At 51.3% G+C, this 13,719-nt stretch carries 12 protein-coding genes; 11 read left to right on the top strand and 1 reads right to left on the bottom strand.

Annotated features, from left to right (window positions below):
• The first annotated feature begins 8 nt into the window (after positions 1–8).
• Both FIV46_RS08715 and gabT read left to right on the top strand, forming a co-directional pair.
• Positions 9–1,412, top strand: a complete 1,404-nt coding sequence (locus FIV46_RS08715) for an NAD-dependent succinate-semialdehyde dehydrogenase (RefSeq protein WP_139940538.1) — start codon at positions 9–11, stop codon at positions 1,410–1,412.
• A gap of 1 nt (position 1,413) precedes the next feature.
• The gene (gabT, locus tag FIV46_RS08710; protein WP_139940536.1) at positions 1,414–2,688 is read left to right on the top strand and encodes a 4-aminobutyrate--2-oxoglutarate transaminase; all 1,275 of its coding nucleotides are present in this window, start codon (positions 1,414–1,416) and stop codon (positions 2,686–2,688) included.
• A gap of 334 nt (positions 2,689–3,022) precedes the next feature.
• On the opposite strand, the gene FIV46_RS08705 is transcribed toward gabT, so the two are convergent.
• Positions 3,023–3,925, bottom strand: coding sequence for a LysR family transcriptional regulator (locus tag FIV46_RS08705; RefSeq protein ID WP_139940535.1), 903 nt, complete (start codon positions 3,923–3,925; stop codon positions 3,023–3,025).
• A 325-nt stretch (positions 3,926–4,250) separates the two neighbouring features.
• Here FIV46_RS08705 and pxpA point away from each other — a divergent pair, with 325 nt between their 5' ends.
• The 9 genes from pxpA to FIV46_RS08660 all read left to right on the top strand — a co-directional run.
• On the top strand, positions 4,251–4,988 hold the full coding sequence (gene pxpA / locus FIV46_RS08700) for a 5-oxoprolinase subunit PxpA (protein ID WP_139940534.1): 738 nt from the start codon (positions 4,251–4,253) through the stop codon (positions 4,986–4,988).
• Between the two features lie 13 nt (positions 4,989–5,001).
• Positions 5,002–5,238, top strand: coding sequence for an acetyl-CoA carboxylase (locus tag FIV46_RS08695; RefSeq protein ID WP_139940532.1), 237 nt, complete (start codon positions 5,002–5,004; stop codon positions 5,236–5,238).
• A 13-nt stretch (positions 5,239–5,251) separates the two neighbouring features.
• The gene (locus tag FIV46_RS08690; protein WP_139940537.1) at positions 5,252–6,646 is read left to right on the top strand and encodes an acetyl-CoA carboxylase biotin carboxylase subunit; all 1,395 of its coding nucleotides are present in this window, start codon (positions 5,252–5,254) and stop codon (positions 6,644–6,646) included.
• Entirely contained in the window at positions 6,643–7,524 is an 882-nt protein-coding gene (locus tag FIV46_RS08685; protein WP_139940530.1) for a 5-oxoprolinase subunit B family protein, read from the top strand. The genes FIV46_RS08690 and FIV46_RS08685 overlap by 4 nt, the downstream gene beginning before the upstream one ends.
• The gene (locus FIV46_RS08680; protein ID WP_139940528.1) at positions 7,508–8,482 is read left to right on the top strand and encodes a 5-oxoprolinase subunit C family protein; all 975 of its coding nucleotides are present in this window, start codon (positions 7,508–7,510) and stop codon (positions 8,480–8,482) included. Before FIV46_RS08685 ends, FIV46_RS08680 begins: the two co-directional genes overlap by 17 nt.
• Before the next feature lie 462 nt (positions 8,483–8,944).
• Positions 8,945–11,365: a TonB-dependent receptor gene (locus FIV46_RS08675; protein ID WP_139940526.1), complete on the top strand. Its 2,421-nt coding sequence runs from the start codon at positions 8,945–8,947 to the stop codon at positions 11,363–11,365.
• A 98-nt stretch (positions 11,366–11,463) separates the two neighbouring features.
• Positions 11,464–12,039 carry a hypothetical protein gene (locus FIV46_RS08670; RefSeq protein WP_139940524.1) on the top strand — a complete coding sequence of 192 codons (576 nt, stop codon included), beginning with the start codon at positions 11,464–11,466 and terminating at the stop codon, positions 12,037–12,039.
• A 137-nt stretch (positions 12,040–12,176) separates the two neighbouring features.
• Entirely contained in the window at positions 12,177–13,178 is a 1,002-nt protein-coding gene (bioB, locus tag FIV46_RS08665) for a biotin synthase BioB (protein WP_139940522.1), read from the top strand.
• Positions 13,178–13,719, top strand: a 542-nt coding sequence (locus FIV46_RS08660; RefSeq protein ID WP_139940520.1) for an aminotransferase class III-fold pyridoxal phosphate-dependent enzyme, incomplete at its 3' end; no start/stop codon positions are given. The genes bioB and FIV46_RS08660, both read left to right, overlap by 1 nt.

Raw genomic sequence — 13,719 nt, 5'->3', positions numbered from 1 at the left:
TGGAATTTTTGGCCGATTATCTCGGCCAGGAAACAGGATTGCTCGTGCTTAATCCTGTGGATGACAGCGAACTTGCGGTTGTCCGCGACTGGACGGTCACAGAGGTGGAAGCCGCTGTGGAGAAGGCGGAAACGGCCTTTGGCGACTGGTCAAAACGTACCGCCAAGGAGCGGTCGGCGGTGCTCACACGCTGGTATAATTTGATAATGGAGCATCAGGAGATGCTGGCCCGGATCATCACGGCGGAGTGCGGCAAACCGCTGGCCGAAGCGTGGGGCGAAGTGGCTTACGGTGCCAGCTTTATCGAATGGTTCGCCGAGGAAGGTAAACGGCTTTATGGCGACATGATCCCGGCCCCGGGAGCGGACAAGCGGATCATGGTGCTCAAGCAGCCGATCGGTGTGGTGAGCGCCATCACGCCCTGGAACTTTCCCAATGCCATGATCACCCGCAAGGTGGCCCCTGCGCTGGCGGCGGGCTGTACCGCTATAGTAAAGCCGGCGGAAGCGACACCGCTGTCGGCGCTGGCGCTGCAAAAACTGGCGCTGGAAGCAGGCCTGCCGGAAGATTGCCTGCAGATTGTCACTACCACCAAACCGGCGGACGTCGGCCGGGTGCTGACCACTCATCCGACAATTCGCAAATTCAGCTTCACCGGCTCCACCGCGGTGGGCAAGCTGCTGGCGCAGCAATGCGCGGGAACCGTCAAGAAAGTTTCCCTGGAGCTCGGCGGCAATGCGCCCTTCATCGTATTTGATGATGCCGACCTGGAAGCGGCAATCAAGGGCGCCATGGCCAGCAAATACCGTAACGCCGGCCAGACCTGCGTCTGCGCCAACCGCTTCTATGTCCAGGACGGGATCCATGACGCCTTTGTCGCCCGGCTGACCGAGGAAGTGGAGAAGTTGAAAGTTGGTGATGGCGCAGAAGAGGGGATAGCTGTTGGCCCGCTGATTAACCAGGCGGCCGTGGAGAAGGTGGACGGGCTGGTCAAGGCCTCGATTGTGGCGGGCGGTACGGCAGCCACCGGTGGAGGACGTCATGACTTTGGCGAGAATTATTTTGAACCCACCGTGCTGACCAACCTGCAGCATGGCGAGGAGATCTCCCGGGCGGAAATCTTTGGCCCGGTGGCGCCGGTGTTCCGCTTCCGCGATGAAGATGAGGTGATCCGCATGGCCAATGATACACCTTATGGCCTCGCCGCCTATTTCTATGCCCGGGATCTGGGCCGGGTGTTCCGGGTCGCCGAGGCGCTGGAATACGGCATGGTCGGTATCAACGAAGGGATACTCTCCACCGAAGTGGCACCGTTCGGCGGTGTCAAGGAGAGCGGTGTCGGGCGGGAAGGCTCCCACTACGGCATCGATGATTATGTGGAACTGAAATATTGCCTGATAGGAGGGCTTTAACATGACGAATGCAGAACTTTGGGCGCGCCGGGAGGCGGCGGTGGCTCGTGGTGTCGGCACCATGCACCAGCGCTTTGCGGCGCGGGCGGAAAATGCCGAACTCTGGGATGTGGAAGGCAAGCGCTATATCGACTTTGCCACCGGCATCGCCGTCAACAACACCGGGCACAGTGACCCGCGGATCATTGAAGCGGTGAAGGCGCAGCTGGATAACTTCTCGCACAGCTGTTTCCAGGTCAATCCTTACGAGAGCTATATCGCGCTGGCGGAAAAGCTCAATGACGCTGCTCCGGGACCTAGCCCCAAGAAATCCATTTTCCTCACCACCGGGGCGGAAGCGGTGGAAAATGCGGTCAAGATCGCAAGAGCCGCGACCGGACGCTCCGGTATCATTGCTTTCAAGGGCGGCTTTCACGGCCGCACCATGATGGGCATGGCGCTGACCGGCAAGGTGGCGCCCTACAAGGTCGGCTTCGGCCCGTTTCCGTCCGACATCTATCATGTGCCTTATCCCGTGGCCTATCACGGCATCACCGAACAGATGAGCCTGGAGGCGCTGGACGGCCTGTTCAAGGCGGATATCGACCCCAAACGGGTCGCGGCGATCATCCTCGAGCCGGTGCAGGGCGAGGGCGGCTTCTATGCGGCCAGCCCCGACTTCATGCAGGCGCTGCGCAAACTGTGTGATGAACACGGCATGCTGCTGATCTGTGACGAGATCCAGACCGGCTTTGCCCGGACCGGCAAGATGTTTGCCACCGAATATAGCGACGTTGAGCCGGACCTGATGACGGTGGCCAAGGCCATGGCCGGCGGCTTCCCGATCAGCGGCGTGGTCGGCAAGGCGGACATGATGGACGCGGCGGCGCCGGGCGGCCTCGGCGGCACCTATGGCGGCTCACCGCTCGGCTGTGTCGCCGGGCTAAAGGTGATGGAGATTATCGAGCAGGATAACCTGTGCCAGCGCGCCGTGGAGATCGGCGAGCTGTTCAAGGGCCGACTGCTGCGCCTCAAGGGCAACGGCATGAGCTCGATCGGCGAAGTGCGCAACCTTGGCGCCATGATCGCCATGGAGCTGGTCAAAGACGGCGAGGCCGACCGGCCCGACCCGGAGCTCACCGGCCGCATTGTCCGCGACGCCGCGGAAAAAGGCCTCACCCTGCTCAGTTGCGGGGTGCGCGGCAACGTGATCCGCTTCCTGCCGGCGCTGACGGCCAGCGACGATCTTCTTAACGAGGGACTTGATATCTTGGAACAGGTCTTGATGGCCAGATAGACGGGCCTTTTGCATTGCAGACTGACTGGGGCCCGAAAGGGCCCTTTTTTTCTAGTTGAAATAGATCAAGGTTGGTTAAGGAAGGTTGATAGAAGCATATCAAAAAAAGGGTGCGTGCAAACAATACGAGATCTTGGTGCAAAATTTGACATGTTATTAAGTTGTAACGGTCACTCATTTTCAGAACATCACTTACATCACTGAAGATCATGTCATATATCGGCTAGCTACCGAATTTGGGGGCATATTCTTCTTTGTCGGGTTGGGCTAGGTGTCAATGCGACATCGCTATTCCTAAATACATGAAGGATTGAACCGTTCCCGGTTTGCTAGACTAGTCGAATTCAACCTTCATCTGGCTCATGAATTCACGGAATGCCATTTCTACGGATGAGAATTCCTTTTCCTGTTTCCAGGCGAGGCCTATATCCATCGTTGGGATTTTCTCTGAAATCTCCCGAGCTTCAATTCGGTGCCCCTCCAAAGACCAGGGACGATAAACCATGTCAGAGAGTATGGTAACCCCTACACCATTTGCAACCAGTCCCCTTACGGCTTCTACTGATGATGTACGAAAAATCGTATTGGGTCGGAATGGAGTCTTGTTCCAGTATTTTTGCGCTGTATTGCTGGCCTCGTCTACAGTAAGCATGACGTATGGTTCTTCGGCGATGTCTTTCAGGGTTACTGTCGGCTGCTGAACTAGTTTATGGTCGGAACTAACCCAAAGTTTTCGGGGGGATTTCATCAGGGTTTCATACGCAATGTCTTCCTGATTCAGCAAGTTGGACGTAAGCATCACGGCCATATCATAGTGGCCTGAAATCAGACCTTCCTCGATTGCTCCTCGCGGTGCTTCGAATAGTTCCAGTTCGACGTTTGGGAAGTTTCTTATGAAACGAGTAACATATTCTGGAATGTAGTAGCCTGAGACAGTGTAAGTGCAGGCAAGTCGCATTTTGCCAGCAATATTACGGTGGGCTTCTTTTGGGAACCTGATCGCTTCTTCCACGGCAGTAAGCACATTTCTTGCTCGGTGAAGAAACTGTTTTCCTTCATAGGTTAGGGTGATGCCATGCGAGTGGCGCTCGAACAAACGAGCGTCCAGCATCTCTTCAAGGCTTTTGATGGCTGTGGTAATAGCCGACTGGGAAATATTTTGGTGTGATGCCGCTTCGGTAATCTGACCGGCTTCGGCTGCTGCAATAAAATAGCGTATCTGTTTCAGTGATATCATATCTCGATAGTCCTGCTAGTTACGGAATGACATGTGAAAAATAAATGAATCAAAATATATTATTGTAAAAATAAATGCCGTAAACACCTGTGAAATTGATGCCCAGCGCCAACAGATGAAAAGAAATAAAAAGTAAAAATCGTTTTAAATTAGTAACATAGATATGTTTCTGAGGCTCTCCCTTGGCATCTTCGTATATAATGGCGGCAATCCTGTGATATAAAAAAAACAGAAAAATATTTATATAAAATTATATTTTACAAATTCACTCCAAGTGTCAAATATAATAATCGATTTATTTACTGAATATGGTGTGGAGGGCGCATTGTCCATCAATATCAACTGTGACATGGGGGAGGGCTTCGGCCTTTATCAGATGGGAGATGATGAGGCCATCATGCCGTATGTGACAGAGGCTAACATTGCGTGTGGGTTTCATGCTTCTGATCCTGGTCATATGCACAAGACTGTGTTGCTTGCAAAATCATATGGCGTAAAGATTGGAGCTCATTTTTCACTACCCGATCTTCAGGGATTCGGTCGACGGGAAATGAAAGTGAGCAGGGAAGAAATTTTCGATATCGTTCTTTATCAGGTGGGTGCGCTTATAGCCTTTCTGGACATCAACAATTTGACTCTTAATCACCTGAAGCCCCATGGCGCGCTTTATGGCATGGCGGCTCGCCAACAGGAGATTGCCGAGGCTATTGCGGATGTCGCAGAGCACTATCAGGTGTCAGTGTTTGGCTTGGCCGGTACTCTGCATGAGGAAGTCTATAAGGGTAGAGGGCTGGACTTTGTGCCCGAATTTTACGCAGACCTGGAATACGACCGTGATGGACATCTTGTGATTACGCGCAGCCATGATGTGGTAAACCCATCTGTAGCTGCAGCTCGTTGTCTTAGGGCTGTTATGGAGCGTAAGGTTGCGACGGTAGAGGGGGCGGATATTGACGTTCAGGTCAGTTCTGTCTGCGTCCACTCCGATACACCCAATTCGGTAGAGGTGGCAAAGCAAGTCCGGGAGGTCCTGTCGCCATATATGCCTGCCACTACAAAGTAATGGAGAAGAAGAAATGAGTACGCAAATTATTGCCCATCTGCCGGGCACCTTTTACAGAACTCCGTCTCCGGATGCGCCGGCCTACAAGGAAGTTGGCGATGCTGTCTCGGAAGGAGATGTGGTAGGTCTGATTGAAGTAATGAAATCCTTTCATGAGTTGCGAGCCAATGTTTCTGGTACGGTCAAGGCGTTTCTGGTCAGTTCGGAAGAGGCGGTGATGCCTGGTCAGCCTCTTGTTGAAATCGAATAATTGGAATGTTTTGATGGTTTGTTCAATTAAGAAGTTGTTGATTGCTAATCGCGGCGAGATTGCCGTCCGGATAATCCGTGCGGCACGAGAGTTGGGTATTCAAACAGTGCAGGTTTACAGCGATGCTGATGTGGAATCGCTTGCCGTCCGAATGGCGGATGAAGCGGTTAATATTGGACCCGCTCAAGCTCAGAAGTCATATCTGTCCGCTGACGCGATCCTCAGCGCAGCGAAGGAATGTGGTGCGGATGCTATCCACCCTGGCTATGGTTTTTTTGCCGAAAACGCTGATTTTGCCGACGCTGTTGTTGGTGCGGGTATGGTGTTTGTTGGTCCATCAGGTAATACGATACGTATGATGGGAGATAAGGTTGGTGGACGAAATGCCGCAAGGATGGCAGGTGTGCCAATAGTGCCCGGTAGTGACGGGCGGATTGGCGATTTAATCGAGGCTGAGAGGGTTGCTGAGGAAATAGGATTTCCTCTGATGATCAAAGCCTCAGCCGGTGGCGGCGGCAGGGGTATACGTGTTGTAAGTAATATGGACGCGTTCAGGGAGCAAGCTCACCAGGCGAGTGCAGAAGCACAGGCAGCCTTCGGTGATGGGGGGCTCTATATTGAGCGTTTCATTGAAAAAAGCCGCCATGTAGAGGTCCAGATAATGGGGGACGGCGAGAATGTTGTTCACTTTTATGAGCGGGAGTGTTCTATGCAGCGCCGCCGCCAGAAAGTATGGGAAGAGGCGCCTGCGACCATGCTCCCGGGCGATGTGCGGGAAAAGCTGTGTAAATCGGCGGTCGATCTTGCCGCACAGGTTTTCTACAAGGGGGCGGGAACAGTAGAGTTTCTATATGACTCAAACACACATGAGTATTTTTTCATTGAGATGAATACCAGAATTCAAGTCGAGCATCCGGTGACTGAAATGATCACGGGCGTGGATTTGGTTCGTGAGATGATCCTTATTGCCGGTGGAGAGAAAATTTCGGTCAGTCAGTCAGATATTCCCTGTACTGGCCATGCAATCGAGGTGCGTCTCAACGCAGAAGACCCGGCAAAGCAGTTTCTCCCCTGGCCCGGACAAATTAGCGAGATGCGTGTTCCCGGTGGGGCGGGCATTCGTTTCGATGCCATGATATATCCAGGTTATGTGATTCCTCCCTTTTATGATTCATTGTTAGGTAAGCTGATTGTGTGGGATAAGGATCGATCCGCGGCGATTGCTCGATTGGAGCGCGCTCTTGCAGAACTGAGTATCGGGGGTGTGAAGTCCACTCAGCCGCTATTCGAGGCCCTGGCAAAGGATCGAAATGTGCGGGAAGGCGAATTTGATACTCGTTGGCTTGAGGTGTGGCTGGAAGACAATCAGTCCAGTTTGGCGGAAGAGCAAGAAAAAGGTGCCGCATGAAGACCAGATATTCCTTTGGGGGTGATGAACATATCTTCGTTGAAATAGATGAGGAAATGTCGCTGGAGGCTTTCTTCAAAAGTCTTTCAATGACCAGGGCGATTAGTCAGGGCAACATTGATGGTCTCCTGGAGATTTGTCCGGCCAACGCTTCTTTCCAGATCCGCTATAATCCGGACATTATTGCGCCTGAAGATATCCTTGCGCGCATAAAGGCTATCGAGGTTGAGGCGGAGCAGGCTGCAAACAAGCTAGATACGCGAATTATCGAGATTCCAGTTCTCTATGGGGATCCCTGGACATATGAAACTCTTATGCGTTTCAGGGAGCGTCACCAGGACCCCGAGGGAACGGACCTTGAGTATGGCGCGCGGATCAATGGATTCTCCTCTGTAGAAGAGTTTATCGAGGCTCATCACGGGTCTCCCTGGTTTGTGACAATGGTGGGCTTTGTTGCCGGTCTTCCATTCATGTATCAGATGGTCGATCGGCCTCGCCAACTTGAGGTTCCGAAATATCTGACGCCGCGAACGGACACTCCAAAGCTGACAGTGGGGCACGGTGGGTGCTTTGGCTGTATTTATTCCGTTAGGGGAGCAGGAGGATATCAGATGTTTGGTGTAACTCCTATGCCGATCTATGACCCCGATCAAAAAGTCAGCCATCTCAAAGATTTTATGATCTTCTTTAAACCGGGCGACATCGTAAAATTCCGGCCAGTTGAGCGAACTGAATATGACCAGATTATTGAAGCCGTCGAGAGCGGAGTATTTGAACCGAAAATCCGGAACGTGAACTTTTCTCTGGCAGAGTTCAAGGCGGATATGGATGGATACAATAGGAAACTGATGGAGATTCTGGATGTCAGTAACAGTTAAGGCGCCAGGTCTGGCCACCAGCGTTCAAGATTTGGGGAGATTCGGCTACTATCATCTTGGCATTCCCCAATCTGGGGCGATGGACCGTTATTCTTTAAGGGTCGCGAATATGCTGGTTGGAAATGAAGAGGGGGCAGCAGCGTTGGAGGCTGTCTTTATGGGGCCGGAGCTGGAATTCTCAGACGACAGAATTGTTGCTGTGACTGGTGCGGAGATGCCGCCTCGGATAAACGGAAAGGAAATGCCGGCTTGGGAGGCATTTCAGGTCACAGCTGGTGACACGTTGTCTTTTGATTTTCTTAAATCCGGCGCCAGAATATATATTGCGATATCTGGCGGTATTGATGTACCTGAGGTTCTGGGCAGCCGTTCCACTTATGCGTTGGGTGTATTGGGTGGTAAAGATGGTCGCCCTGTTCAGGGGGAAGATGTTCTCGCGCTTGGTGATGCAGGCACGACTGCCAGGGATCGTTTATCGGTACCGGAGGACTATCGCCGTGTGATCGCGGGTCCGACTACTCTCCGTATGATTCCAGACATTTATTGGCATCGTCTAACCGATTCAGCAAAGGCGCAGTTCCTTGCAGATGAATGGAAAGTAGCGCCTGAGGCTGACAGAATCGGGTATCGTTTTAAAGGCGGTCAGAGACTAGAGTTCGTAGAACGTGAACAGCCATTTGGAGCTGGTTCAGATCCATCAAATATTGTCGACAGCTGCTATCCGTATGGCTCGATTCAGGTGCCGAGTGGAACGGAGCCCATTGTTCTGCATAGAGATGCTGTTTCCGGTGGCGGTTATTTTATGGTTGGGACCGTTATATCGGCCGATATGGATATAATTGGCCAACTGCAACCGCATATGCCTGTGCATTTCCAAAAGGTGAGTATGGATGAAGCTCTGTCCGCTAGAAAACAACGCCAAAACATTCTGCAAGATCTTCGAGACCTGTTAACTTAGTACGCCAACACTTCTCATCCCCCCAAAATTTGTTGGCACCTTGAAAGCCCCCTCAAAGGAGGGGGCTTTCTTTTATTCTGGCGGCCTGCTGATGGGCTGTAGTTGTTAAGTTTTAGCTCAAAACCAGATAATAAAAAATATATATGCTTATTATAAAAAAATATAATAAAGGGGTGGAAATGCTCGCCGCCCGCCTTTTTCTTGTCAGGTAACCATCTTTATATATTACTATAACCATAGGAAATAAAACGAAAAAAATTCTAACTTATGGAGAAAATGTTTTCCGGGCATCGCCTATAATATTAAAAAAATATATAATAGAATATATGAAATAGTATTTTACAATAATGTTTTTTACTAGCAGGCTCTTGTTGTGGGAAAGGAGGAAAGGAACTCCAGTCCCAAGATTAGAAGCATAGTATTCAGTAACGGAGAAAATATCATGCTGTGGAGGAAGATATCATGCTAAAAAGCCAAAAAGGTCGGTCGTTTATCAAGAATTCTACTGCGCTTGCTTGCGGTGTCGTGGCAGGATTTCCGGGTGTAATGTTTGCCCACGGCAGCGAAGCCGACAATGGAACTTCTATACTTTTGGAAGAAGTTGTGGTCACAGCGCAAAAGCGAGAAGAAAGCCAGCAATCTGTTGGTATTGCGATAACGACCTTTTCCGGCAACCAGATGAAAAAGATCGGTGTCGAAAATAGTGTGGATATTGCGAAATTTACACCGGGTGTATCTCTTTCCGGCAGCTTCGCCGGCCAACAGCAGCAGTTTTCTATTCGCGGTGTAACCCAAAATGATTTTAACGATCATGTTGAGGCACCAAACGCGGTTTACATTGATGAGGGCTACGTAGCTTTTCAACAAGGACAGATCTTTGCATCGTTTGACGTAGAGCGTGTTGAGGTCTTGAAAGGACCGCAGGGTACGCTGTTTGGTCGAAACGCAACCGGTGGGTTGGTTCATTTCTTAACTCGTAAGCCGACGGAGGAGTTTGAGGGGTATGTCGATGCTACATATGGCTCATACGATCAGGTCCGATTAGAGGGGGCAGTAGGTGGTCCTATTTCAGATACACTGCGTTTCAGGCTTTCTGGTCTTTATAACAAGAATGATGGTTATGTGAAAAACTCGTATCCAGACAATGTTTATATACCGGATTCTGTTCTTGCAGTTGCACCAATCAATAATGGAACAGCTCAGCCTGCGGGAGCTGGTGCCGATCTCGGTGGGGACGATACCCGGGCTCTGCGGCTGCATCTCGAAAAGGATTTTGGTGGCAATGCCAGCCTTCTTTTGTCGGCATTTTGGACAGAGACCACGGCTTCGGTAGGGCCGTATCAGTCAACTCCAACCGTCGCGATCATTGACGAGAATGGCGGGCATATCAATACCATTCGGGCGGCTGCGGATGAGACTAGGGAAATGATCGGGCCGAATGGCGTTGGTCTGAGTGGTACATTTGATCTGGACGCCGATACATTGCGACCGGTGCCAGGAGGTGATTTTTTTGGTTATCTTGATCCTGATGGCAATGGCTTCATTACGTCAAGCGACTATGCTTTTGATGACCTGAATAAGTATCAGACGTATGGTGCTACGGCGCGCTTTGCCTCAGATTTCGAAAGTGTTACTTTCACTTCCATAACAGATTTGAAGCATCATGAGAAGTTTCAGGCGCTTGACCTGGAGGCGGGTCCTGCGGACCAGTTTTTCTGGTTCGGGGACGCGAATATTGACTCTTTCACTCAAGAATTCCGCCTGAGTGGGGAAGGCGATAATTATCGATGGGTGACAGGTTTCTACTACCTTAATATTGAGTCCCATAGCGTGACTGGTTTTGGGGCTATCGACAGTTCAATCTTCTCTGCTGGAGTGGGCGGTGGTTTCGATCAGCCTCGTATCGCTGATCTGGATACGGAGTCCTACTCACTCTTCGGTCAGATAGAATATGACCTCGCCGAACAGTGGAGATTGATTGCTGGTATCCGTGGTACTATTGAAAAGAAAGAGTATGAATTTGATGTTCTGACCACGCCACAGGTGGATCCGTTGGCGTGGGATTATGCTAACCCCTTGAGTAGTCGCGGTCTCTTCACGGATGCAACCAAAGAAGATCTGGTCACCGGAAAACTGCAACTGGACTATTTACCTACTGATGACATTTTGATCTATGGGAGTTTCAGCAGGGGTGTAAAGGCGGGCAGCTTCAATTCTGGCGGTGCTGATATTACTGATGAACAAATTCCGTACGATAAAGAAGTACTGCATGCCTTTGAGTTGGGTTTCAAATCAACTTTGTTTGAAGGTGCAGCAAGATTCAATGCTGCTGCCTACTACTATGATTACAAAGACTACCAGGCGTCTCGATGGACGGGGCTTGGTAATATTATCACCAACAATGATTCAACGGTGAAGGGCTTCGATGTTGAACTCGTAACTTCTCCTATTGATAATCTCGATATGATGGTTTCCTTTGGCTACATCGACGCTGTCGTGAAAGATCTGAATATTGCAGGAAACTTGGTTGATGTCCGGCCAACCTTCTCGCCAGAGGTAACGGCATCTGGGTTGGTGCGCTATACAATTCCAGAAGTGGCTGGTGGCTATCTTACCGCACAGGCAAGCGTTAGCTACCAGTCAAGTGTATTCCACAATCTGTCCAATTTCGACGCTTCACGCTTTGATCCATGGACGGTTGTTGACCTCCGCCTGAGTTGGGAGAAGGACGATGGCTCCTGGGAGGTTGACGCATTCGTCAAGAATGTCTTCGATGAGCGCTACAATGTCATCGGCTTTGACCTCGCGCAGCTCTGTGGTTGTAATGAAGAAGCTCAGGGTAAGCCTCGTTGGTGGGGTGTCTCTGCGAGACGTAACTTCTAGATCACTGGAAAAAACGCTCATCTCCCATTGAGGCTGGCAGGACTAAATTTTCTTTTCTTAAGGTTTGCCAGCCTCATTTTTTCTCCGGAGTAAAAATTATGTCTGAAACAAAAGATATTCCAATTGTGGTGGTAGAGAGGATACCTTTTTGGCTGGCAGTTGCCTTAACCGTTTTAGTATCAATGCCATTTGGGCTATGGCTAGGAGAATATAATTTCGCGCTGTGGTGTGCCTTTATCGTATGGGCCGAGTATTTTGCTCTTGGTGCCAAACCGGAAGCGATGAAGGTTGTTATTCCGAGCTTTTGCTATGCCGCCTTTATTACCGCGATTACCCTAACTCTCACACCTTTTTTAGATTTTCTGCCAGATGTGTGCACATCTGGTGATTTGACAATATCGGTGGGTTTGTTTGTCGGGGTTTGTTTCCTGGTCTATTCCATGCGCTGGTCCGATACCTTCAAACAAGGATCTTTGCCATTTTTTAATGGGATGTCGATGGCGCTCGGACTCTATTTCACTGGAAGTTTTCCTGAAATGGGCATTGTGCCTGGGCCATTCGCTGCAGCTATATGGGCAAGTGTTATGTGCTTATTTGGCTGCTTCTTGGGTTGGTTTAATGTAACTATTACCTTTCCTCTGGAGAAAAATGATTTTGGTGAAGATGAAACGTGACAATTACGTCAAGGATTTTAGAGTTATTGTCAGCAATTGAACCTAGTCCGGTAATTGATGAACTGAGTCCAGTTATACCGAGTTAGTTTGTCAAGACTGCAACTTTTTTTGAAACAAAGCCTGAGAGCAGATATCAAATGAGTGAAGCTTCTGAAATTTCCTCCACTGTCTCCTATGAGAGCGCCTATGCGGACGGTTTCCGTCACAACTGGACCAAACGGGAAATCCTGGAATATTTCAACATGCCTTTCATGGACCTGTTATTTGAGGCCCAGACAATACACCGCACGCATTTCGACCCCAACCGGGTGCAGTTGAGCCAGCTGTGTTCCATTAAAACCGGCGGCTGTCCGGAAGACTGTAAATATTGTCCCCAGTCCGCCCGCTACCAGACCGAAGTGGACGCCAGCAAACTGATGGCTGTGCAGGAAGTGATTGAAAAAGCGAAAAAGGCGAAGGAAGCCGGCGCGACCCGCTATTGCATGGGGGCCGCCTGGCGCAGTCCCAAGGGCCGCGATATGGATGCGGTCGTGGCCATGATCGAGGGAGTCAAGGACCTGGGCATGGAAACCTGCGTCACGCTCGGCATGCTGGACGAGGAACAGGTGACCCGGCTCAAGCAGGCGGGACTGGACTATTACAATCACAATGTGGACAGCTCCCCGGAATATTATAAAGAGATTATCACCACCCGCTCCTACGAAGACCGGCTCGAGACCCTGGAGCGGGTGCGCGGCGCCGGTATTAACGTCTGCAGCGGCGGTATCGTCGGCATGGGCGAAAGCCTCGAGGACCGGGCCGGCATGCTGCAGACCCTGGCCAACTTGCCGCAGCATCCGGGCAGCGTTCCGATCAACATGCTGGTCCAGGTGGAAGGCACGCCGCTGTTCGGCGAAGGCAAAATGGACCCGTTTGATTTTGTCCGTACCATCGCCGTGGCCCGAATCCTGATGCCGGCCTCCTATGTGCGTCTCAGCGCTGGCCGCGAGGAGATGAACGACGAGATGCAGGCACTCTGTTTTATGGCTGGTGCCAACAGCATTTTCTATGGGGAAAAGCTGCTGACCACACCGAACTCGATCCAGAACCGGGACACGGAGCTGTTCGAGCGTCTGGGCATTAACCCCGAAGGCAAATAATGTCGAATAGCAAAGAGCTGAGCGCGGATCTTCCGGAATGGTACCGGGAAGGCTATGACAATATCTGGCTGCCCTATACCCAGATGAAAACGGCGCCGGATGCCTTGCCGGTGGTCGGCACCGACGGGGTTTACCTGGAGCTGGCCGACGGCCGCAGGCTTCTTGACGGCATCGCCAGCTGGTGGACCGCCTGCCACGGCTATAACCATCCCGGCATGAAAGAGAAAATGAAGGCGCAGATCGACCGGATGTCCCATGTGATGCTGGGCGGCCTGGTCCATGAGGGGGCGCTTGACCTGTCGCGGCGGCTGGCAGGGCTTCTGCCCGGCGACCTTAATCACGTCTTTTTTTCCGAATCCGGATCGGTCTCCGTGGAAATCGCCCTGAAGATGGCGGTGCAGTTCTGGCTCAACCAGGGTATCGAAGGCCGGGCCCGCTTTGTCGGGTTCAAGGCCGGCTATCACGGGGATACCTCTGCCGCCATGTCGGTGGGCGACAGCGACGACGGCATGCACAAGGCGTTCGGCGGCTACCTGCAGCA

The organism is Emcibacter nanhaiensis, from assembly GCF_006385175.1.
Classification (GTDB): Bacteria; Pseudomonadota; Alphaproteobacteria; order Sphingomonadales; family Emcibacteraceae; genus Emcibacter; species Emcibacter nanhaiensis.
The sequence above is the reverse complement of the archived record's forward strand: the minus strand, read 5'-3'. Positions and strand labels throughout refer to the sequence as shown.

What these genes read in the sequence shown, in the direction of transcription:
- FIV46_RS08670 (WP_139940524.1), top strand. Translation starts at nt 11,464, where the DNA reads ATGTCTGAAACAAAAGATATTCCAATTGTGGTGGTAGAGAGGATACCT.
- FIV46_RS08685 (WP_139940530.1), top strand. Translation starts at nt 6,643, where the DNA reads ATGAAGACCAGATATTCCTTTGGGGGTGATGAACATATCTTCGTTGAA.
- FIV46_RS08675 (WP_139940526.1), top strand. Translation starts at nt 8,945, where the DNA reads ATGCTAAAAAGCCAAAAAGGTCGGTCGTTTATCAAGAATTCTACTGCG.
- FIV46_RS08680 (WP_139940528.1), top strand. Translation starts at nt 7,508, where the DNA reads ATGTCAGTAACAGTTAAGGCGCCAGGTCTGGCCACCAGCGTTCAAGAT.
- bioB (WP_139940522.1), top strand. Translation starts at nt 12,177, where the DNA reads ATGAGTGAAGCTTCTGAAATTTCCTCCACTGTCTCCTATGAGAGCGCC.
- FIV46_RS08705 (WP_139940535.1), bottom strand. Translation starts at nt 3,925, where the DNA reads ATGATATCACTGAAACAGATACGCTATTTTATTGCAGCAGCCGAAGCC.
- FIV46_RS08690 (WP_139940537.1), top strand. Translation starts at nt 5,252, where the DNA reads ATGGTTTGTTCAATTAAGAAGTTGTTGATTGCTAATCGCGGCGAGATT.
- FIV46_RS08695 (WP_139940532.1), top strand. Translation starts at nt 5,002, where the DNA reads ATGAGTACGCAAATTATTGCCCATCTGCCGGGCACCTTTTACAGAACT.
- gabT (WP_139940536.1), top strand. Translation starts at nt 1,414, where the DNA reads ATGACGAATGCAGAACTTTGGGCGCGCCGGGAGGCGGCGGTGGCTCGT.